At 38.4% G+C, this 22671-nt stretch carries 23 protein-coding genes and 1 pseudogene; 21 read left to right on the top strand and 3 right to left on the bottom strand.

What is annotated here, in order from left to right; all coding sequences use genetic code 11:
• Positions 1 to 85 precede the first annotated feature (85 nt).
• Positions 86 to 1450, bottom strand: coding sequence for a sensor histidine kinase (locus EDD74_RS09075; protein WP_242990103.1), 1365 nt, complete (start codon positions 1448 to 1450; stop codon positions 86 to 88).
• Positions 1451 to 1626: 176 nt separating this feature from the next.
• On the opposite strand from EDD74_RS09075, the gene EDD74_RS09070 reads away from it, so the two are divergent.
• The 11 genes and pseudogenes from EDD74_RS09070 to spoIIID all read left to right on the top strand — a co-directional run bounded on the left by EDD74_RS09070 (position 1627) and on the right by spoIIID (position 11262).
• Complete coding sequence (locus EDD74_RS09070; RefSeq protein ID WP_116441503.1) at positions 1627 to 2928, top strand: ABC transporter substrate-binding protein; 1302 nt, start codon at positions 1627 to 1629, stop codon at positions 2926 to 2928.
• 3 nt (positions 2929 to 2931) lie between these two features.
• On the top strand, positions 2932 to 3804 hold the full coding sequence (locus tag EDD74_RS09065; protein WP_008976849.1) for a carbohydrate ABC transporter permease: 873 nt from the start codon (positions 2932 to 2934) through the stop codon (positions 3802 to 3804).
• Positions 3804 to 4625, top strand: a complete 822-nt coding sequence (locus tag EDD74_RS09060; protein WP_116441502.1) for a carbohydrate ABC transporter permease — start codon at positions 3804 to 3806, stop codon at positions 4623 to 4625. The genes EDD74_RS09065 and EDD74_RS09060 overlap by 1 nt, the downstream gene beginning before the upstream one ends.
• Before the next feature lie 22 nt (positions 4626 to 4647).
• Positions 4648 to 6831 carry an alpha-galactosidase gene (locus tag EDD74_RS09055; protein ID WP_116441501.1) on the top strand — a complete coding sequence of 728 codons (2184 nt, stop codon included), beginning with the start codon at positions 4648 to 4650 and terminating at the stop codon, positions 6829 to 6831.
• Between the two features lie 73 nt (positions 6832 to 6904).
• Positions 6905 to 8626, top strand: a complete 1722-nt coding sequence (gene ilvD / locus EDD74_RS09050; protein WP_116441500.1) for a dihydroxy-acid dehydratase — start codon at positions 6905 to 6907, stop codon at positions 8624 to 8626.
• 116 nt (positions 8627 to 8742) lie between these two features.
• Positions 8743 to 8826 (top strand): annotated as a pseudogene (locus tag EDD74_RS09045) (IS200/IS605 family transposase); the annotation flags it as partial.
• A gap of 94 nt (positions 8827 to 8920) precedes the next feature.
• Entirely contained in the window at positions 8921 to 9634 is a 714-nt protein-coding gene (locus EDD74_RS09040; RefSeq protein ID WP_116441499.1) for a hypothetical protein, read from the top strand.
• Positions 9631 to 10074 carry a DUF4869 domain-containing protein gene (locus EDD74_RS09035; RefSeq protein ID WP_008976844.1) on the top strand — a complete coding sequence of 148 codons (444 nt, stop codon included), beginning with the start codon at positions 9631 to 9633 and terminating at the stop codon, positions 10072 to 10074. Before EDD74_RS09040 ends, EDD74_RS09035 begins: the two co-directional genes overlap by 4 nt.
• A complete protein-coding gene (locus tag EDD74_RS09030; RefSeq protein WP_116441498.1) occupies positions 10064 to 10492 on the top strand; it encodes an ABC transporter ATP-binding protein in 429 nt (142 codons plus the stop codon). The genes EDD74_RS09035 and EDD74_RS09030 overlap by 11 nt, the downstream gene beginning before the upstream one ends.
• Before the next feature lie 37 nt (positions 10493 to 10529).
• A complete protein-coding gene (locus EDD74_RS09025) occupies positions 10530 to 10865 on the top strand; it encodes a TOTE conflict system archaeo-eukaryotic primase domain-containing protein (RefSeq protein ID WP_008976842.1) in 336 nt (111 codons plus the stop codon).
• A gap of 136 nt (positions 10866 to 11001) precedes the next feature.
• Positions 11002 to 11262, top strand: coding sequence for a sporulation transcriptional regulator SpoIIID (gene spoIIID, locus EDD74_RS09020; protein ID WP_008976841.1), 261 nt, complete (start codon positions 11002 to 11004; stop codon positions 11260 to 11262).
• 131 nt (positions 11263 to 11393) lie between these two features.
• Here the strand turns inward: spoIIID and EDD74_RS09015 are convergent, their stop codons facing one another.
• A complete protein-coding gene (locus tag EDD74_RS09015; RefSeq protein ID WP_116441497.1) occupies positions 11394 to 12023 on the bottom strand; it encodes a GntR family transcriptional regulator in 630 nt (209 codons plus the stop codon).
• A gap of 336 nt (positions 12024 to 12359) precedes the next feature.
• Between EDD74_RS09015 and EDD74_RS09010 the strand changes: the two genes are divergently transcribed.
• From EDD74_RS09010 to guaA, 4 genes are all read left to right on the top strand, one after another.
• Entirely contained in the window at positions 12360 to 13637 is a 1278-nt protein-coding gene (locus tag EDD74_RS09010) for an L-cysteine desulfidase family protein (protein ID WP_116441496.1), read from the top strand.
• A 358-nt stretch (positions 13638 to 13995) separates the two neighbouring features.
• Complete coding sequence (locus EDD74_RS09005) at positions 13996 to 15345, top strand: MATE family efflux transporter (protein ID WP_116441495.1); 1350 nt, start codon at positions 13996 to 13998, stop codon at positions 15343 to 15345.
• A gap of 1 nt (position 15346) precedes the next feature.
• Positions 15347 to 15469 carry a hypothetical protein gene (locus EDD74_RS15495; protein ID WP_016439638.1) on the top strand — a complete coding sequence of 41 codons (123 nt, stop codon included), beginning with the start codon at positions 15347 to 15349 and terminating at the stop codon, positions 15467 to 15469.
• A gap of 165 nt (positions 15470 to 15634) precedes the next feature.
• Positions 15635 to 17179 carry a glutamine-hydrolyzing GMP synthase gene (gene guaA / locus EDD74_RS09000; RefSeq protein WP_008976837.1) on the top strand — a complete coding sequence of 515 codons (1545 nt, stop codon included), beginning with the start codon at positions 15635 to 15637 and terminating at the stop codon, positions 17177 to 17179.
• Between the two features lie 108 nt (positions 17180 to 17287).
• Here guaA and EDD74_RS08995 read toward each other — a convergent pair whose 3' ends face one another.
• Positions 17288 to 17719 (bottom strand): helix-turn-helix domain-containing protein, encoded by a 432-nt coding sequence (locus EDD74_RS08995; protein WP_116441494.1) that lies wholly within the window; start codon positions 17717 to 17719, stop codon positions 17288 to 17290.
• A 175-nt stretch (positions 17720 to 17894) separates the two neighbouring features.
• Here EDD74_RS08995 and EDD74_RS08990 point away from each other — a divergent pair, with 175 nt between their 5' ends.
• The 6 genes from EDD74_RS08990 (at position 17895) to EDD74_RS08965 (ending at position 22491) form a co-directional block, all read left to right on the top strand.
• On the top strand, positions 17895 to 18083 hold the full coding sequence (locus EDD74_RS08990; RefSeq protein ID WP_003019365.1) for a hypothetical protein: 189 nt from the start codon (positions 17895 to 17897) through the stop codon (positions 18081 to 18083).
• Positions 18084 to 18097: 14 nt separating this feature from the next.
• Positions 18098 to 19183, top strand: a complete 1086-nt coding sequence (locus EDD74_RS08985; RefSeq protein WP_116441493.1) for a site-specific integrase — start codon at positions 18098 to 18100, stop codon at positions 19181 to 19183.
• Positions 19176 to 19538, top strand: a complete 363-nt coding sequence (locus tag EDD74_RS08980) for a plasmid mobilization protein (RefSeq protein ID WP_116441492.1) — start codon at positions 19176 to 19178, stop codon at positions 19536 to 19538. The genes EDD74_RS08985 and EDD74_RS08980 overlap by 8 nt, the downstream gene beginning before the upstream one ends.
• Before the next feature lie 133 nt (positions 19539 to 19671).
• Positions 19672 to 20682, top strand: coding sequence for an AAA family ATPase (locus EDD74_RS08975; protein WP_016439644.1), 1011 nt, complete (start codon positions 19672 to 19674; stop codon positions 20680 to 20682).
• Positions 20683 to 20754: 72 nt separating this feature from the next.
• Complete coding sequence (locus tag EDD74_RS08970) at positions 20755 to 20988, top strand: hypothetical protein (protein ID WP_003019356.1); 234 nt, start codon at positions 20755 to 20757, stop codon at positions 20986 to 20988.
• Between the two features lie 258 nt (positions 20989 to 21246).
• Entirely contained in the window at positions 21247 to 22491 is a 1245-nt protein-coding gene (locus tag EDD74_RS08965) for a plasmid recombination protein (protein ID WP_116441491.1), read from the top strand.
• Positions 22492 to 22671: the final 180 nt, after the last annotated feature.

Raw genomic sequence — 22671 nt, 5'->3', positions numbered from 1 at the left:
GTGATTTATCACTGGAAATATAAAATGGATGAAATCAGTGAAGAGGAAGCGGCATCCGTTTGATATAGCAATTATTTAATATTCGTTATACTAGTTCTTTTTCTACAGTTGTCATTTTTTCATTGTTGCATGTATAACGGAAAATATGTGTTAGCTGCAAAATACCATTTTCCAATTCTTGTTTCATACCCAGTCGATTCAGAGATAGGAAACAGTTTAATGTGTTGTATAGAAAATGAGGATTGACTTGATTTTGCAATGCGCGATATTCGGCTTCCTGCCGTTGAATCTCATATTTGTAGGAACGCTGGATATAGAGATCCAGTTGATGGATCATTTTATTCAAATTTTCTCCAATCATAAAAAATTCTTTTGCCACAAAAAAGTTTTTATCTGATAGAACTTCTTGTGGAACATGAACATTTAAATTTCCTTCCGATGCAGATTCCATTGTGTTTAAGATTGAATTTAACATGAAAGTTGTTTTCCGTGAATTCTTTCGGAAGAATAAACAACCGAAGAGCATTGTCAAAACACTCAAAACACCGGCCAGTGTCCAAATAAAAATAATCGTTTGTCGATTGTCTTTGTCGGAAGACAAAAAGATTAATGTCCAAGGCATTCCGTCAATATTCTTTCGATAGAGTGTATAAGTATCACTGGATGTTCGAATCTTACCATTTTTCGTTAACAAGTAAGGCACGGTCTCTTCGTCTAAATTTCCAACATGGTAAAGTGGTTCTCCTCTTTGGTCAGCGATAATAAATCCAGAGTGAGGTGTTAATTTTACATTTTGGAACATCTCCTGGATATTGTCCAAAGAGGAATCAATGCGGATGACACCGATATTTCGTTTTGTATAAATATTCTTTACCGTATGGAAAGAAGAAATCACCCTGGAAGGTGAAGACATAAATGGCATAGGTTTTGAAATAGAATAGCGAAAAGGTTCTTCAGAGATAAAGCTGTCAATAAACCAGTTCTCTTTTCTGTAAACGTAATCAGAAGTTTCAATCAAATCCTTATTTTTTGTTGTGGTAAGAATCATCTGGTTGTTTAGATTCTGAGGTAGAAAAGAAATCGCCAGAATATCCTCACGAGAAGTTATCAGTAAACGTTGGATGCACGAAATATAGTTTTTACGATAGGTCTCCACCTTGTAGTTTTCAGGGCCTTTTTTTGTATATTGTCCATTGTCGACTGCTGTGTAGAAATTGATAATATCATCATAAATATATGGTGTCAGGGTTAATCTCTTTAAGTCAGAAAAGTAGGTACTCATATTGCTGGAAATAGAATACAACGTAGTAGAAAAATAAGTTTTGTTCTGAGTCTGAATCTTGTTTTGCAAGTAGTAAGCAAGGCAGGAAGACAGAATCATAATAGGGATGATAATGCTTAAGAGAAAGATAATGATGGATTTATTTTGAAAATTTTGAGATTTGTGCATTGTGTGTCCCTCCTTGAGAGAAGTATATTTAAATATACTTTTCGAGTCAATAAAATCGTAGAAAATAGTACCAAAGTGTAGAAATGAGTCACTTTTAGTTAAAAACCTATCGTGATACAATCATCTTACAAAAAGCCGGCGATGATATGAAATTATGAAAGGAATGGAAAAGATTTATGAAAAAATTAGTTGTGACAATGCTGATTGCAACGATGGCTATTGCATCAGCTGGGTGTTCGAAAGCTCCAGAAGAACCAAAAACAGAAACAACAGAAACAACTGCAAAAAAAGAAAAACAGGAGACAGACGTTACACTTGAATTTCTATATAACTTGAACGGTGAGGCAATTAGTAACGAAGTACAGGCTGTTTGTGAACAATTTACAGAAGAGACAGGGATTGGTGTAGAAGCAATCATGCCTGGAAGTAACTTCTCAGACATTATGAAAACAAGAATGGCATCTAATCAGTTGCCGGATGTTTGGACAACTCATGGGTGGGCAGTGGCTCGTTATGCTGAGTATTTGGAACCATTAAACGATTTTGGATTTGCTGATCACATTTCTTCCAGTATAGAAGAGCAGATCACAGACAAAGACGGCAACCTTTATACACTTCCAATCGATATGGATCTGACAGGTATTATCTACAATGTAAATGTATTGGAAGAAGCAGGTGTCAATGTGGATGACCTGAAGACATGGGATGACTTCAATGAAGCGTGTAAGAAAGTAAAATCGATTGGTAAAACACCAATTCAGATGGGTGGAAAAGATAGTTATACGTTTGGTAACTTGATGGATTTTATTGCTCCTACTTTTATTACAAATGAGGATGAGGCAAACCAAGAAGCGCTTTTAGACGGTTCCTTTGACTGGTCAAAATGGAATGTTGTTGTAGATCAGGTTGCAAGTTGGAATGCGGAAGGATATTTCAACAAAGATGCTGTAACAGCTGACTTTATGACAGGTGTCAAAGCATTGGCAGCAGAAGAGGCGGCATTTATGTTCCATTCAGCAAGCGGTATCTCTGAAATTTATGTACAGAATCCTGATACAGAGATGGGATTTATGCCATTGCCAGCAAGAGAGGATGGATTAAAAACATCTTTGATGACAGGTGAACATTTTGCAATTGGTATGTCAAAGACAACAGAGCATCCGGAAGAAGCAAAGAAATTTATGGAGTTTATGGCCAGAGAAGATATTTGTGCAAAATTGGCAACAAAATGTGGAATGCCATCTGGATTAGATAATGTGGAAAGTGACACAGGACGTCTGGAACCATTTTATGAAAAATATACAAACAATGCGGAGATTTTGAACATTCCTTATTTTGATAGAAAATATCTTCCAAGTGGAATGTGGAATGATCTTTGTGTAACAGGTGGAACAATTTTGTCTGGACAGGACAATGCGACTGAAGAAGCAGTGACACAAATGAAGAATAGTTATGAAGAGAAAAAAGCACAGGAGTAATAAATGAAAGTACAAAAAAAAGCAGCGATTAATTTATTTTATATTCCTGCAATTGTATTATTCCTTGTATTTGTAATATATCCATTCTTGCATGGTATTAGAATATCCTTTACCAACTGGAATGGATATTCTCAAACAATGAAGTTTGTAGGGATAGATAACTATGTTCGATTATTTCAGGATGCAAATGTTCGAACGGCACTAGTAAATACGTTGGTGTACGGTATTGCAAGTACAATTATTCAGAATGTATTGGGATTGGCGTATGCATTGTTTTTGAACACAAAATTTAAAGGTCGTTCTATCGTAAGAACTGTTATTTATATGCCGGTGATGATTGCACCATTGATTATGGGATATATTATGTATTTCTTGTTCCAATATGATGGAGGAGCATTGAATGACATTATTATGTTACTTGGACATGAACCAGTAGATTTGTTGGCCAACTCTAGTGCAGCAATTGCAATTATTGTAATGGTAAACTCATTACAGTTTGTCGGGGTATCTATGGTTATTTACTTGGCAGGGCTTCAGAATGTGCCGAATATGTACTATGAAGCAGCAATGTTAGATGGCGCCAGTTCCTGGCAGAGATTTAAACATATTACATTTCCATTGTTGATGCCGGCAATTTCATCTTCCACAATTTTGAACCTGATTGGTGGATTGAAATTGTTTGATCTGGTTATGGCGCTTACAAGTGGCGGACCAGGATTTACTACACATTCCTTATCTACATTGGTAACGAATCAGTATTTCTCTGCCCAGTCAGCAGGGTATGCTTCGGCAATTGGTATTTTTGCATTCCTGTTGATCATGGTTGTTAGTAACGTTGTAATGAAATTTTTTGATAAACGGGAGGTGGATGTATAATGCAGAATAAAAAGAAATCAAATCTTTGGAAATATTGCTTGGCCATCTTCATTGTTTTCATCCATATCATACCGATTTACATGGTGATAGGACTGGCATTTAAATCGCCTTATGATCACTCATCACGATGGGTGCTTCCGGGTTATTTCTATCTGAAAAATATCTATACTGCCTTAAATAAGAGTGGGATGCTTTTAGCGCTGAAAAATACAATATTGATTACTGGGCTATCCATCATTTTAATCGTAGTGATCGGAGCAATGGCTGCTTATCCAATCTCCAGAAACAAAAGCAAATTAAATAAATGGATAAAGGGCTTTATTATGGGTGTTATGATGATTCCGCCTTTAAGTATTCTTGTACCACTTTATTCCTTTATGGCGGATGTTGGAGGAATCAATACTTATTGGGGAATCATAGTTGCTCTGGTAACCTTCCAGTTGCCTACCAGTATTTTTCTTTATGCTAACTTTATTTCTACGATTCCAGTTGCACTGGAGGAAGCGGCAGCGATCGATGGTTGTGGACCGATTCAGACATTTTTTAGGATTATTATGCCACAGCTAAAACCGGTTACTGCATCTGTGATCATCATTACAGGGGTGTTTTGCTGGAACAACTATCAGTTTGCACTGTACTTGCTGCAGTCCCCAAAAGTAAAAACAGTTACACTGGCAATTGCGGGATTTTTCTCTGCTGATGCTGCAAACATGAATGGAGCGGCGGCGGCAGCATTTATCGGAATTTTACCTGTCATTGTGCTGTTCTTGTTCTTACAGAAATATTTCATTCAAGGTATGGTCGACAGTGCAGTGAAATAATTTGCAGAGTATGGAGGAACCAATGGGAATTGTTTTTAATGAAGAAAAAAAGGTATTTCTATTAAATACAAAAAATACAAGCTATCAATTTCGTATTGCGGAATTTGGCTTTTTGGAACATTTATATTATGGAAGAAAGGTCAATGAATCTGTCGATTACTTGCCAGTTCGTCTGCGCCACGGATTTGAAGCGAATCCTTATGAAATGAAGAAGGATCGTTCGTTGTGTCTTGATTTGTTAGAGCAGGAATATCCAGGATTTGGAGTATCTGATTTTAAAACATCTGCGTGTAGTGTAATACATGCAGATGGATCTAATTGCATTGATTTTCGTTATGTTTCACATCGAATCTATGATGGGAAATATATAATGAAAGAAATGCCGTCTTTGCGTCAAAAAGATGGAGATTGGATGACTTTGGAAGTTGTTTTGCGAGACGTGGCAACAAAAGTAGAAGTTACATTGTTGTATGGGGTACTGGAGTCATGTGATGTGATCACAAGACATGCGATTATTCAGAATATGGAAGATACAACGATTTTCCTAAATGCAGCACATTCTACATGTCTGACATTTCCAACTGATCGTATGGATCAGATTGATTTTTATGGTAGTTGGGGACATGAGAGAAATGCTCAAAGAACAGCGGTACGTCATGGAAAATCAGTGGTGGACAGTATCCGAGGGATTTCCAGTCATTATTACAATCCTACGATTGTGTTATGCGATCAAGATGCAACAGAAACAGCAGGAAACTGTTATGGAACAGCGCTTGTTTATAGCGGAAACTTTGCAATTACGGTAGAAGTTAATGATTTCAAGCAAACGAGAATGGTTGCGGGAATTCATCCAGATACATTTTTATGGCAATTGCAGCCAGGGGAAAGTTTTACAACGCCGGAAGCTGTTATGTCATTTAGCTCAGAAGGGTTAACGAGGTTAAGCCATAACTATCATGATGTAGTAAGACACTTTTTGGTTCCAGAAAAATTTGAGGATCAGCGTTGTCCTGTCTTGTTAAACAACTGGGAAGCTACGATGATTGATTTTGATGAGGAACAGCTGATACAAATTGCCCAGTCAGGGAAAGCATTGGGTGTTGAAATGTTTGTTATGGATGACGGGTGGTTTGGAAGAAGAACAAATGAATTTCGAGGGCTTGGAGATTGGCAATGCAACTTAGAAAAATTGCCAAGTGGTATCGCAGGCCTTTCAAAAAAAATTCATGATCTTGGATTAAAGTTTGGTATCTGGATTGAACCAGAAATGGTAAGTGAAGATTCTAAATTATATGAAGAGCACCCAGAATGGTGCATTAAAATTCCGGGAAGAAATCCTACATGGCAGAGGTATCAGTTGATTTTGGATTATAGCCGAGATGAAGTAGTGGAAGCAATGTTCCAACAGATTTATGATGAATTTAAGGATGCACAGATTGATTATATTAAATGGGACATGAATCGAAGTATGACAGATCGTTATTCAACAGCTTTAGAATCGAACCGACAAGGAGAACTTTGTCATAGATATGTATTAGGATTCTATAAATTGATGGATAAACTTACCACAGCTTTTCCAGACGTTAGATTTGAAGGATGTTGTGGTGGCGGAGGAAGATTTGATCTAGGTGTATTGTATTATGCACCACAAATTTGGTGTTCGGATGATACAGACGCGATTGAGCGAATTGGAATTCAGCATGGGACGTCTTTCTTTTATCCTCCTTGTACCATGGGGTCACACGTATCTGTTTGCCCAAATCAGCAAACAGGACGAAGTGTATCGATTGATACAAGAGCTTCTGTAGCATACTATGGAACATTTGGATATGAACTGGATCCAGATGAATTGAGCGAGGAAGAAAAAGAAGCTGTAAAAAAACAGATTGAATATTACAAAAAATATGCAGATGTAAGTGCATTTGGTGAGTATTATCGTTTGACTGATTTGGGAGAGGAATTTGTCGCATTTATGTCTGTGGCAAGAGATAAGAGCAAAGCAGTTTTCACTTTTGTACAGTTAAAAACAAGTGCGAATAAAGGGATTATTTATGTGAAGTTACAAGGGCTAGAGGAAGATAAGACTTATGAGATTCCAGAGCTTGGTCTGGAATTGTCCGGAGCATGTCTGATGTATGCGGGATTGCCGATGCCTGTGATGAAGTCAGATTATACTGCGAAGACATTTACACTGCTCCAAAAATAAATTTTTCTAGTAGAAAGTAGATTGGGGTTTGTGTAAAATGTGAGAATACAGTACGAAGAAAGGTAGTATTTCTATGGAATTAAGAAGTCAAAAATTAAGAAAGATAGCACCGGAACTGGATCCACTTCGTCTGGGAACAGGCTGGGGAAAAGAAGACTTGTCAAAAATACAGATTATGATCGAAAGTACTTTCGGTGATAGTCATCCGGGAAGTGGACATTTATTTGAATTGGTAGAAGAAGCCAGAAAAGGTATTGCGGAAGCAGGGGGATATGGGGCGAGATATTTTACGACAGATATTTGTGACGGAGAAGCACAAGGGCATGATGGAATTAATTACTCCCTGCCGTCTCGTGATATGATTGCCAACATGATTGAGATTCATGCCAATGCGACACCTTTTGATGGAGGAGTATTTGTTGCCAGTTGTGATAAAGGAATGCCGGCACATCTGATGGGAATTGGTCGTGTCAATATTCCTTCGATTGTGATCACTGGAGGCGTTATGGATGCGGGGCCGGATCTTTTGACATTGGAACAGATCGGCATGTATAGTGCAATGTATGAAAGAGGAGAAATTTCAGAAGAAAAGCTGAGTTTTTATAAGCAGAATGCGTGTCCATCCTGTGGGGCATGTTCTTTTATGGGAACGGCTTCCACAATGCAGATTATGGCAGAAGCATTGGGTCTGATGCTGCCGGGCAGTGCTTTGATGCCTGCTACCAGTCCTGATCTTTGTACAGTAGCACGTGAGGCAGGAAAGCAGGCAGTATGGCTTGCAGAACATAATCTGACTCCGGATAAGATTGTAACGATGAAGTCATTTGAAAATGCAATCATGGTACATGCGGCAATTTCGGGGTCAACAAACTCATTACTTCATTTGCCGGCAATTGCCCATGAGTTTGGTATTGAAATCGATGGGGATACATTTGACAGAATTCACAGAGGTGCCCACTATTTATTGAACATTCGACCTGCTGGAAAATGGCCGGCTCAGTATTTTTATTATGCTGGCGGGGTTCCAACGATTATGGAGGAAATCAAGGATAGTCTGCATTTGGATGTGATGACTGTAACTGGAAAGACATTGGGTGAAAACTTAGAAGAGTTAAAGAAAAATGGCTTTTATGATAAATGTGACAAGTATCTTGCAAAAGTAGGATTGAGACGGGAGGATGTGATTCGACCGTTTGACCGACCGTTTGGGACAGATGGAAGTATTGCAATTTTGAAAGGAAATTTGGCGCCAGATGGAGCAGTTGTAAAACATACTGTAGTACCGAAAGAAATGTTTCACGCAGTATTAAAAGCACGGCCATTCGATTGTGAAGAAGAGGCGATCCATGCGGTATTGACTCATGCAATCCAACCAGGAGATGCTGTAATTATTCGCTATGAGGGACCAAAAGGGAGTGGGATGCCAGAAATGTTTTATACGACAGAAGCGATTGCATCAGATGCGGAGTTAGGTGCATCCATTGCATTGTTAACAGATGGAAGGTTTTCTGGAGCATCGAAAGGTCCAGCCATTGGTCATATTTCGCCAGAGGCAGCGGATGGCGGCCCGATTGCATTGGTTGAAGAAAACGATTTGATAGAGGTAGACATTCCAAATAGGATACTACAAATTATAGGAATCAGAGGAGAAGAAAAAAGTCCAGAAGAGGTGGAAGCGATTCTGGAAGAACGAAGGAAAAATTGGAAACCTTATGTAGCAAAACATACCCAAGGAGTATTAAAAATCTTTTCAGAGAATGCAGTATCGCCGATGAAGGGCGGCTATATGGATTAAAGAGAAGGATATAAAATGGGCGAGTTCAATAGAGCTCGCCTATTGTTGTGGACTTATTACCTTTCCGTTTACAATAAAGTTGTTCAGGCTATATTGCAAAAAAAGAAAGGTGCTTTATGGCGAAGAAAGAAAATTCACTCGCACATACAAAATGGATGTGCCAATATCACATCGTTTTCACACTAAAGTATAGAGAAAGGTCGCAGAAATGCAGTCTTTTTTTCTTTGGGTGATTTCATTGTGTTATAGAAGAAAATCGGTTAAAATAGAACAAAGAAAGCAGGTGAAAGAATCATGGCTAAAACTTTTTTGTGGATAGAAGATCGAAAAGGAAAAGCAAGTTATACATTTTGGCTAAACCTCATGAAACAACTTTGTTCCGATGTAATCGTTGAAAGTAAAAAGAATAATAGTGAGTTGGTAAAAGCCGTAAGAACATTACAGGATGCTGAGAATAGATATATCATTCTCTTTGATAATTCTTTTGATAATCTGCAGATTGTTATGGAAAAGAAACGATTAAAGAAATATGTGGATGAGAAAGAAAATGTTTTTCTGTTGGACATTATTTGTTTTGAGTATCTTCTTTTAGAATTTCAAGAACTGATAGAATGGATTTATGCTCCGAAGGATGAATTCTTGCAAAAGAGAGCCAAAGCAATTGCTGCAAGACACAAACTTGTAGAATCTCTGCAAAATGATAATTTTGATTATAAAGGAATGCGAGAAATTGTAGATTATGATAAAAATATTGAAGAACATAATATCGAGCAATTGTCAGCAAAGCTATTATTCGATTTGACAAGAAATACCGGATTCGAAGTGTCAAAAGGAACGCTACGAGAATGTTGGATAAAGTCTTGCTGTGAATGGAAAGAGCGTCAGAAAGACGACATCTGCGGACTAGATCATAACAGACTGTCTGTGTTTAATAAAATGAAACGGATCTATGTTGGAAGCTCATTGAAACTACAGCTTCCGAAAGTTGGATTGGAGGTAGTGGTATGATAACGATTTTTAAAAATAAGAAAGACATACCTCAGGATAAAGAATATATAGAACTGAATGACATATTTTTTAATCAGAATACAGCAACGAAACTGGATGAGAGAGCTGCAAAGTATATTCAAATGATAGACGGCTCAGAACTTCTCAGCAAATATAAAATTCGATCACGATTTGAAGATATTACATTGAATACAGATCAACTTTCCACAGGATGTAAAACTGTATTGAATGTATTGTATTTTCCGGATAAGGTGTTTTGCCTGAAAGAATGTGGAAATAATGCTTTGGAAATATTATATAGTTTTGATGTTGGAAATGTATATAGCGAATATGCAATGATTCCGTTTGACATGGAACAGGTGAAGGCTCAGACGAGTAGAGAATGTAAAGTGATCGAGGATTATGAAGAACTAAAGGAGTGGTGGGAAAATGAAGAGTAAACCAGTTGTGATGGAGCATTTTTCAACAGTGCATACTTCATTTGTAGTGGACTTTACATTTACCAATAATATAACAATCTTAATGGGAGATTCAGGAACGGGAAAGACAGCAACGTTTTCATTTATCAGAGAATGTATGGCAGTTAATCCCAGAATTTTATGTTTGGATAATTATGACTATCAGAAAGATATAAAAGAAATAATCAGACAGATAGAGGGGAAACTGGTTGTCATTGATAATGCAGATATTTTATTGAATGATGATACAAGGAAACATATTTCATTAGATGATAAAAATCAGTATTTGATTATCGGAAGAAATCCGAAGAATCTGTTTGCAACGCAAGAAAATCTGTTTGAATTGGTAAGTGAAAAGGTTGGAGAGCAGACGGTGTTTACGATACAGCCATATTTATAAAATGGAAGTTGTGTATTGAGAATTGCAGGTGCCAGGTATGAATATAGAAGCATATGATACAGAAGCATTAAGAAGACTCGTTAGACTACTTGAATATGAAAACAGGCTATTAAAAGACAAACTGAAAAAAGAGAATATTCCATATGAGGAGATTAATCCTTTTGAAGAGATAATAGAAAACACAGAAGAGTATGATCTTGACCAAGGGGCGCGTATTGTTCATCCGATGTTTATTACAGAAGGGATGGCAATACGCTTCTTTTCTATGTTTTGGGGAAGAGAGGATGTTTATGCCAGACGTGGTAAGAATGGAGGTTATTTTCCACAATGTGATAATAGATGGGATGTGAAGAGTCGTCAAATGAATTTATAAATATATTCGCAAAAACATATGGATTATGTCTACCGAATGATGTGCTTTTTGGCATGTCATCGTTATTTGAACTGTTTTAGCATAATCTTTATTTCCCCTACATACATTGTAAAAAGATGTATCTAGGGGAATATTTGTGAAAGATTATATCGAAGAGCGTGCCGCTGCGATCGCGCATTATATTATTGAAGAAAATGCAACAGTGCGGCAGACTGCGAAAAAATTTGGAGTAAGTAAAAGTACGGTACATAAAGATGTAACTGATCGTTTGCTTCAAATTAATCCTGCGCTTGCAGTGAGTGCAAGAAAAGTTCTGGATCAGAATAAATCAGAGCGTCATATTCGGGGAGGAATGGCGACGAGGGAAAAATATCTGCACATTGCGCATAGATATTAACCGTTTCGGAAGGCATTGCGAAAATATCATTTCTAGAGAGGGATATTAGAAAATCATCTCCCTTAACACAATTATGGATGATATAGATTATTTGTGAGAAGGGAGATGATTTTATGTCAGGCTACATACTTTTAAGAAGAGGAAGTTCCAAAGTCATTTAAATCTTCTTTCAGATAATGAATCGCGTCCTCCAGGCGTTTTTGGCGGATTGCGTCTAAAATTAAATCGTGATATTTCATATCAGCCGGGATATTATAGTGGCTCCATTTATTCCAGTGTAATTGTGCATAGGCGCGCCATAGCATATTCATACAGCTTTTCAGCTGAGTACAGGCATAGTCGTTGCCGCCGAGAGAAAGCAGTGCAATGTGAAAATCCATATTATAAATCCAATGCTCCATGACATCCTCGGTATTTTTGCTGCAGAGAGAAGAGAGCTCATCAAGATGCAAAAGCTGTTTTTCAGTGATAGTGTCGAAGCAGAGGCGCAGCATCCCGGTTTCAAGTACCATTCGATATTCTAACATTTTTTGGACGTCCTCGGAGGTGAGTGCGATCACTTGGTAACCACACCTTGGAATGTTTTTTAAAACGCCCTCGTGGCAGAGGGCAGTCAAAGCTTCACGGATTGGTGACTTGCTGTAACCGTATTTTTGAATTAGTGAAGTCTCTGTGATAATTTCATTTGCACGGTATTCAGAGGAATAAATGCTGTTCAATACCGAATCATATACAATTTCTTTTAAATTCTTTTTGCTCATAATGCTCAAGTCCTTTGTTTTGAATAAATAGTCTTAATGAGATTCCATCCTTATCCATGAATGAATTTGGAAAATAGATCGTGCTATAAAACCTTGTGTTTGCAGTAAGAAATTATATCATGAATCATATAGAACAAAAAGAGAGAAGTAAATATTTATCAGAGATGATTGTATTTTATTTGAGAAAGGATTCTTGATTGACGATTAATCATATTAGTGATATTATCAGAAGAAAGAGCTGGTATGACTACTGATATGATTTATATCAGTACAAGGCAGAAAAAACGAATGAGAAGGTAGAAACAGGAAAAATCACAGTTAGAAAAGAGGATGGAAATGAACCAGGAATTGTATCAGAAGTATGTAGAAATTTTGAAAAGCGAGCTTGTTCCGGCGTTGGGCTGTACAGAACCGATCGCTCTGGCGTATGCAGCAGCGGTGGCGAGAACGGAGCTGGGGCAGTTTCCGGAGAAAGTGGAAGTGTTATGCAGCGGAAATATTATTAAAAATGTAAAAGGGGTAAAGGTTCCAAATTCCGGAGGAATGAAAGGCGTAGAGGCTGCGGTTATCTTAGGAATTGTCGGAGGAAAGGCAGATCGAGAACTAGAAGTTTTACAGAGTATTTCTGAAGAAGACCGGGAAAAGACACGGCAGCTTTTCAAAGAGGGATACTGTGAGTGTAAATTAAAAGAAGGGACTGCAAACCTTTATATTGAAGTGAGGGTATGGGCAGCAGGCGAAGAGGCGGCAGTTAGAATTGAACATGCACATACAAACATTACAAGAATTGAGCATAATCAAAAAGTGGTATATGAGAATGAAGAAAAATTTACAGCACATGAGCTGGATAAATCTTGTCTGAATATCAAAGATATTACGGCTTTTGCAAATGAAGTGAAGATTGCGGATGTGAAAGATGTCCTGATGAGACAGATTGAATACAATTATGCGATTTCAGAGGAAGGCCTTCAAAATACATGGGGAGCTCAGATTGGAAAGATTATCAGGGAAGAAGAAGGAGATCAGCTGAAGTGGAAAATGATTTCCAGGGCAGCGGCAGGCTCCGATGCGAGAATGAGTGGCTGTTCTCTTCCGGTGATTATCAATGCAGGTTCTGGAAATCAAGGAATGACTTGTTCTCTTCCGGTTGTCGAGTATGCCAAAGAAAAGGGGAAGACAGAAGAAGAACTTTTGAGAGCATTGTGCGTTTCCAACTTGATTGCTCAGGATCAAAAGAGGTATATTGGTGCTCTTTCAGCTTATTGTGGAGTGGTATGTGCAGCGGCAGGAGCGGGCGCGGCAATCACATATTTATGTGGGGGAGATGAAGAACAGATTGAAAATACCGTGATCAATACGATTGCAAATATTGGAGGGATGGTCTGTGACGGTGCGAAGCCAAGCTGTGCGGCAAAGATTTCCTCTGCGCTTCAGTCAGCAATTTTAGGACATGAGATGGCAATGAGAGGTATCCGCTTTGAAGCCGGAGATGGAATTGTCATGGAGAATGCGGAAGATACTGTAAAGGCGGTCGGCTATATGGGAAAAAATGGAATGAAACAGACAGATGTGGAGATTTTGAACCTGATGATCGGAAAGACAAAACTTTCATAAGAAACAGCAGGGGGAATAGAAAAGTATTTTCGGAAGTGGATTAGGAATACCTATTGTGACTATAGTAGAGATTCCTTTTCCGCTTCTTTTTATCAGAGGAAGAGAAGAGCGTCAAGAGAGAACTATATGTATGCAAATGGAAGGCGCAGGGAAAAGAGAGGGGAAAATTAGGGAAGAGAAAAAGAGCCTTGTCTGTTATTTTTTTCAGACGTATAATAAAATAGTCAGATGAATATCTGATAAAGCACAAGGGGCGGCAAAGAGAGGCGCTGTACTTTGTGAGTTGTCAGAATCAGGTTGGGTGTTGCAAGAGATAAATCGGGACTATGACAATACATATGGTAGGAGGAGATGAGAGATGAAAATAAGTAAAGAAAGGCAGTTGTTTGATAATAGAGCGCTGGTTGCGTTGATCATTCCGCTGATTATCGAACAATTTTTAGCTGTCCTCGTAGGGATGGCAGATTCTATTATGGTGGCGAGTGTCGGGGAGGCGGCAGTGTCTGGCGTATCCTTGGTTGATAATATCGTTGTACTGCTTATCAATATTTTTTCGGCTTTGGCAACCGGTGGGGCTGTTGTCGCGGGTCAGTATCTTGGAAGGAAGAGGGAGGAAGAAGCTTGTAAATCTGCGGGACAGCTTGTGTGGTTTGTCACAATCAGTGCGGTGGGAGTGACCGCGATTGTATATCTATGCAAGAGTTTTATTTTACACGGTGTATTTGGAAAAATAGAGGCAGATGTTATGGCGCATGCCAATACGTATCTGGTGATCGTAACTGCATCCATTCCGTTTATTGCTCTTTATAATGGAGGAGCCGCTATTTTCCGTGCAATGGGTGATTCGAAAATACCGATGATCGTGTCCATGATCATGAACGTGATCAATGTGAGTGGAAATGCAATTTTAATTTATGGCTTCCACTGCGGAACAGAAGGTGTGGCAATTCCTACACTGGTTTCCAGAGCAGTTGCAGCGCTTCTGATCACCATTCTTTTATGTAATTCCAAGAGAGTGCTGCACTTGGAAAAAACATTCCGCTATCGATTTGATGGTGCGATGGTTAAAAATATCTTAAAGATCGGTGTTCCGAATGGACTGGAGAACAGTATGTTCCAGTTGGGGAAAATTCTTGTATTGAGTCTGGTATCTACTTTTGGAACATATGCTATTGCGGCGAATGCGGTTTCAAATGCAGTGGCAATGTTCCAGATTCTTCCGGGAATCTCAATTAATCTGGCAATCATTACTGTTATCTCAAGGTGTGTTGGAGCAAGGGATTATGAGCAGGTAAAATATTACACAAGAAAACTACATATCATCACTTATGCATGGATGATCGTTGAAAATATTATTATTGCGCTGCTGATTCCTACTATTTTAAAGGTATATCATTTATCAGATCTCACAGCACAGACAACGGAGCAGATTCTTTTGTTCCATGCAGTTGCAGTTGTGACGATTTGGCCATTATCATTTTCGCTTCCGTGTACACTTCGTGCAGCAGGAGATGTCCAGTACACAATGTATATGTCGATCTTTTCCATGTGGATCTTCCGGATTGCGTTTAGCTATGTCCTTGGAAAGTACATGGGACTAGGCGTATTTGGAATCTGGGTTGCAATGGTCATCGACTGGATTTTCCGCGCTATCTGCTTTGTGATTCGATATCTGGGTGGAAAATGGAAGCATAAGGCGACAGTATAAAATGGCAAATACATGTAGGATTGATACAAAAGAAGTAGATTTTTTGGAAAAATATGGAAGAAAAGAAGAAATGCAAAAGGAAAGTGATAGTTTAACTTGTAAAACAGCAAAACCTACTTTATAATAATGACATTGGCAACAGAACATCACAGACAGTTTGCAGGAAAAAGAGCAACTGCAGGGAACTGACAGGCATGCAAATCAGGAAATCTTATAGCTAAGAATACTGAAAGAAGTGCGTGTCAGAATTGTTATCAAGAGAAATGAAAAAATGCAAGGAGGAAACATAGTGAAAAATGAAACAGTCATCGTTCTTGACTTTGGCGGGCAATACAATCAGCTGATTGCAAGACGTGTAAGAGAATGTAATGTATACTGTGAAATCTATTCTTACAAAAAAGATATAGAAGAAATAAAAGCAATGAATCCAAAGGGAATTATCCTGACTGGAGGACCGAACAGCGCATACGAAGCAGATTCACCGACATATTCCACAGAGTTATTTGAACTGGGGATTCCGGTTCTTGGTATCTGCTACGGATCTCAGTTGATGATGCATTTGCTGGGCGGACATGTATGTAAGGCACCAGTTCGCGAGTATGGAAAAATCGAAGTGAATGTAGATACGACATCGAAATTATTTAAAGATGTATCTGAAAAGACGATTTGCTGGATGAGTCATAACGATTACATCGAGCAGGCAGCACCAGATTTCAAAATCTCAGCCTATACAGCAGACTGTCCGGTAGCGGCAGTTGAAAATGAAGAGAAAGGACTCTACGCAGTGCAGTTCCATCCGGAAGTACTTCATACACAGGAAGGAACAAAAATGCTGTCCAACTTCGTATACAATGTATGTGGATGCTCCGGAGACTGGAAGATGGATTCTTTCGTAGAATCATCTATTCAGGCAATCCGCGAAAGAGTTGGAAATGGAAAAGTTCTCTGCGCACTTTCCGGTGGAGTGGACTCTTCTGTAGCAGCAGTAATGCTTTCCAAAGCAGTCGGAGAACAGCTGACATGCGTATTTGTAGATCACGGTCTTCTTCGTAAAAATGAAGGTGATGAAGTAGAAGCAGTTTTCGGACCAGAAGGAAACTACGACCTGAACTTTATCCGTGTCAACGCACAAGAACGTTTTTATGAGAAACTAAAAGGTGTAGAAGAGCCGGAAAGCAAGCGTAAGATCATCGGAGAAGAATTTATCCGTGTATTTGAAGAAGAAGCAAAGAAAATCGGAGCGGTTGATTTCTTAGTACAGGGAACTATTTATCCAGACGTAGTAGAGAGCGGACTTGGCGGAGAATCTGCTGTGATCAAATCTCACCACAATGTAGGAGGACTTCCTGAGTACGTAGATTTCAAAGAGATTATCGAGCCACTTCGCGATTTATTCAAAGATGAAGTACGTAAAGCAGGACTGGAATTAGGAATTCCAGAATATCTCGTATACAGACAGCCATTCCCGGGGCCGGGACTTGGAATCCGTATCATCGGAGAAGTAAATGCTGAGAAAGTAAAAATCGTTCAGGATGCAGACGCAATCTACCGTGAAGAGATTGCCAATGCCGGACTTGACCGCAGCATCGGACAGTATTTTGCAGGTCTCACAAACATGCGAAGCGTTGGGGTTATGGGAGATGAGAGAACTTATGACTATGCAGTAGCGCTCAGAGCTGTAAATACAGTTGATTTCATGACTGCAGAAGCAGCAGAGATTCCTTACGAAGTACTGAATAAGGTAATGAACAGAATTATCAATGAAGTCAGGGGCGTTAACAGAGTCATGTACGATCTGACAAGTAAGCCACCGGGAACGATTGAATTTGAATAATATATTAGAGCCAAGAAATGCCTATTTTACGGGCTTTCTTGGCTCTTTCTATGTCCGTTGACAATCAAATGACAATACTTTTTTAATATTATTGTAAATAATTTCTTCTTATTTAGTTGGGAATTGGCTCTTCCAGTCTAAATATTCTTTTTCTGTAATCTCTTCATTTCTGAATTTCTGGTACATATCAGCCCATGCCCCAATATGATCCAGCATATTTAAAGAATCGTGTCCTTTGTCTTTAAACATGAGTTGTGGTACGCCGGATTCATCCCGGTAGGCGTGCAGACCATATTGATCCTCTAAAGCAAATAATGCGTGCATGACACTAACATAAGTATCAAAGTTTGGATCAGACATGGCGTATGGACTGATCTTTAATGAGTTTGCTATTTTTTCCAATTGTTCTGATGATGGAAAACGATTCCCAAGTTCATAATTTCTAATTGCCGATTCGCTCAATCCGGACATGATTGCCAATTCTTTCTGTGTATATCCTTGATTGATCCGGAATTTTCTTATTTTCTCACCTACTGTCATAGGAAAACACTCCTTTGCTGATTGTTACTTAAAAGTATAGCATAAACAGTTCAAAAATGAAATATAAAAATAAACCGTTCATTTTTGAAATTATTCTATTGACAGTACGGGAATGAAATGTTATGATGCATATACACCGTTCGATAATGAACTGAAAAAGAAAGGAGGGATATAGATGGCTAGTAAATTATTTATATCAGCAAAAGAAGTAGCGAAAGAATTAGAAGTATCTGATTCCTATGCGTATCGTTTGATCCGTCAGTTAAATGCGGAATTGGAACAAAAAGGTTTCGTTGTTGTCAAAGGAAAAATCAGCCGTAAATATTTTGAAGAACGAGTTTACGGTATGAACGAAATGAAATAGCAGGAGGTGATGTTTTGACAGTAATCAAAAACCAAAAGTCAAATACTTACGAGGTAAGAACCTATTATAAGGACTGGACCGGCGTAAGAAAGCAGAAGACGAAAAGGGGATTTAAACGTAAATGTGATGCCCAGGAATGGGAAAGAGCGTTTAAATTAAAGGAGAATTTGAGTCTGGATATGTATTTTGAAGATTTTGTAGATCTTTATCTGAATGATATCAAATCCAGAATCAAATATAATACCTGGCTGACGAAAAAGCATATTGTAGAAAAAAAGATTCTCCCATATTTTTCGAAAAAGAAGTTGCAGGAAATAAAACCTTCCGATATTCGGCAATGGCAGAACACCATGATGAACTATCGGAATAAACAAGGAGAAGGCTATTCACAGGTCTATCTAAAGACCATCCATAATCAGCTGAGTGCAATTTTGAATCATGCAGTTAATTTCTATGATTTGAAAAGCAATGCTGCACGCAAGGCAGGATCTATGGGAAAAGAAAGAACAAAAGAGATGCTTTTCTGGACAAAAGAAGAGTATATGAAGTTCATTGAAGCGGTGGCGGATAAGCCAATCTCCTTTTATGCATTTGAAATCTTATATTGGTGTGGAGTGCGTATGGGAGAGTTGTTAGCACTGACACCGGCAGATTTCGATTTTCAGGCTTGTACTATCCGGATCAATAAGTCTTATCAAAGATTAGAGGGGAAGGATATTATTACGGATCCTAAGACTGTGAAGAGTAATCGCATAATCACCATGCCGGAATTTTTAAGCGAAGAATTAGAAGCGTATATAGGAATGCTGTATGGTTTAAATGAAAATGACAGGATATTCCAAATTTCAAAAAGCTATCTTCATCATGAAATGGATCGTGGTGTGAAGTTGTCAGGAGTGAAGAGAATACGAATCCATGATTTACGACATTCTCACGTGTCATTGTTGATTAATATGGGATATTCTGCGGTGGCAATTGGAGAAAGGGTAGGGCATGAAAGTGTGGAAATCACATATCGATATGCGCATTTATTCCCGACAATCCAAACAGAAATGGCGGAAAATCTAAATCAGGAAAGAGAGGAATATCTGGATGAGTGAAAAAAATAGGGATAACAAGAATCGGTGGCGTAATGTAACCATAGCGTTTCGAATGTCTCCGGAAGAAAATGAAGAGCTGAATTTAAGAGTAAAGCTTTGTGGATACCAGACGAGACAAGAATATATCATTGAAAGTGTTTTACATCAAAAAGTCACAGCAGTAGGAAATCCGTTGATGTTAGTACAGTTTAGAAAACAGCTTCGAGGGATTGAAGAGGAACTAAAAAGGTTAACTACATTAGAGGATGCCGATGAAGAGTTATTTACACCTATTCGAACAATGTTGGAGATATTAAATGCATTTGCAGAAGAAAGAAACTATGAAAAAAGGAAAAAAGAAAAAGCCCAGAAATAATCTGAGCAAGTTCCCTGATCATCAGAATAACTGATATATCACCTTAACAACTTGAGTATATCACAAAATTGTTGTTGCAACAATTGTTAAATTCTGTTTGCCAGGGACTTGCCCGGTTGGGCAGGAGGTGGAAATGGAAGATAATTATAGAGAAGTAAAAAAGGCAGAACCATGCCTGAAATTGATCCACATGGATCAGGTTGAAGTGGAAGAAATCGAATGGCTCTTTTATCCCTTCATACCATATGGGAAGGTCACCATTATTCAGGGAGATCCTGGAGAGGGGAAGACTACTGTGGTGTTGCAGATCATAGCAAAATTAACAAAAGGAGAAGCAATATTAAGTGAGACAAGCGAAGGAAAATCTGAAGAGACAGGTGTAGAGCCAATCAATGTGATTTATCAAACAGCTGAAGATGGACTGGGCGATACGATCAAACCAAGATTGTTAGCGGCAGGGGCAGATTGTTCCAGAGTCTTGGTAATTGATGATCAGGATCAGCCATTAACAATGGTAGATGCAAGGCTGGAAGAAGCGATCATACAGACGAAAGCAAGACTTGTAGTATTAGATCCAATTCAAGGCTTTCTAGGGGCTGGTGTTGATATGCATAGGGCAAATGAGATTCGCCCATTGATGAAAAGAATCTCTGTATTAGCAGAAAAATATCAATGTGCCATTATTCTGATCGGTCATATGAATAAAAATAGTAATGGAAAATCATCCTATCGTGGATTGGGTTCTATTGACTTTCAAGCGGCAGCAAGAAGCGTGTTGATTGTTGGAAGAGTGAAAGATGAACCGGAAATCCGAGTGATCTGTCATGTAAAGAGTTCTCTTGCTCCGGAAGGAGATGCTATCGCCTTTCGATTAGACAAAGAAAAAGGATTTCATTGGATTGGAAAATATGACATCAGTGCAGAGGACTTATTGTCTGGTGATGGGCGAGGGCAAAAGATCCGAAGTGCGAAAGAATTTTTAAAAGAGATCTTAGCAAATGGATCAATGGAACAGGCAAAAATAGCGGAAGAAGCAGAAGAACGAGGAATTAAAAAGAAAACACTTTGGAATGCGAAGAAGGAATTACAGATTGATTCTGTGAAGATAGGGAATAAATGGTTCTGGATGTTACAAGAAGAGTAAAGGAAGATGGCAAGATTACCATATCTTAAAGAATAGGGAATCTTGCCACCTTGATTAAAAAGGAGTGAAGTGATGAAAAAAGTACAGATTGATTATGAACTGTTTCGAAAATTGATCTTTTATCATCTGGGTTCAGATGATCAGTATGAAGAAGATATTCGAAATGGCTTGGAAGAAAAATTGGATGCATTAGTCAGACATGAACTCTATACGAAGTATAAGACGGCTCCTTCTGAGGAAGAGCAGGAGAAAGCACGACAGGAATATTTAGATAAGCGTGGAGTGTCAGCCAGTTATCGGTGGTGATGTTTGTTTGGGGAATATAGAACAGGAGCGTGGCACGCACCTGTATGATACCAAACAAGGAGAATTGCTGTAGGGTGTAGCCGATACAGTGCTGGCTGATTTGAAAGCTCCCGGCAGGGCGCAAGGGTACTTTTGATGGACGTTAGGCTGTCGAAAGTGCTTTTGCGTTACTTTTGACAAAAGTAACAAAACATGATCGCCATATCTGGCGTTTTAAAATGAAGGAAAGGAGATTTATTGAAGAGGACGATTAGTTTTATGACAGGGAAAGGCTCCCTGAACCATAACAGTAGAAAATTTCATGCAAAGAATACGGATCCGAACAGAACCCATTGGAATGTTGAATATTGTAATGAAGATATCAAAGACGTATATCATGAATTATTTGACGAAGCCTTGAAACGTTACAACGATAAACAGACTCGAAAAGATCGTAAGATAGATGATTACTATGAAAAGATACGTTCCGGGAAACAAGAAAAATTATTTCATGAGGTTATCCTTCAGATCGGTGATAAAGACAATATGGGATCAGAAACGATGGAGGGACAACTTGCTGCAAAGATATTAGATGAATACATGAAAGGATTTCAGGAACGAAATCCTACGTTGAGAGTATTTGCTGCTCATCTGCATTTAGACGAAGCAACGCCACATCTACATATTGATTTTATTCCCTATGTTGCAGGAAGTAAGCGAGGACTTGATACAAGAGTATCTTTAAAACAAGCCTTATCGTCATTAGGATTTAAAGGTGGATCGAGAAGTGAGACAGAGTTAAATCAATGGGTGCAATCGGAAAAGGAAAAACTAGCCATGGTCATGAGAGAAAATGAGATAGAATGGGATCAGAAAGGAACTCATGAACCACATCTTTCTGTATTGGATTACAAGAAAAAGGTTCGAGAACAGGAAGTAGAAGAATTAACGGAACATAAGAATTTATTGGAGCATGATTTACATGATATCAGTGAATGTGTGGATGAAATCCAAAAGGAAAAAGAACAGGTAGAAAAAGAGAGAGAGGCAGTAATTAAAAAGACAGAAGTTTTAGAGAAACGATTTTCTGCACTAAATTCAAAAGCTGGACTTGTTGACTTGCATGCACGTGAGTATGGATATTACCCGGAAGAATGGTTGCCAGAAGCTGGAACTTTAGAGTCAGCAAAATCTTATCGAAAGAGGATATTCCCTCTATTGAAAAAAGTTGCAAACATGATACAGTCATTATATAGCAAGTATTTGGAGTTAAAAGACAGAAATCGAAAGCTATCCGATCGAAATATGGATCTTGAAAATCGTGTAGAACGGTTGCGAGAGGAAGTATCTGTTATAAAGAAAGAGAATGTAGCTTTGTTGAATGTGGCATATGATATGGATCGGGTTGTAACTGTTTTGGGAGAAAATAAGGTCAAGGAAGCGATAGAAGTGGCAAAGCATTTGGAACAGGCAAATGCAAAGCAAAAAATCAAGAAGAGACGTATAGATAGAGAGGGGAGATAAAGGGATGAAGAAATAAAATTTATGCTAAAAAAGCAAAGTCTAGACATTGTTTTTTGGAATTGTAAATCAGAGAGAATAGATTTATATAGGCGAAGAGAGAAAATAGCTTTGGCAGGCCTTTGAGAATTAGGTGAATGCTCTATAAGTAATGTGATACAAGGAAAGGTAAAATAGAATTTG

It is taken from the genome of Faecalimonas umbilicata (assembly GCF_004346095.1).
Classification (GTDB): domain Bacteria; phylum Bacillota; class Clostridia; order Lachnospirales; family Lachnospiraceae; genus Faecalimonas; species Faecalimonas umbilicata.
This window is presented reverse-complemented; position numbering and strand designations above follow the sequence as displayed.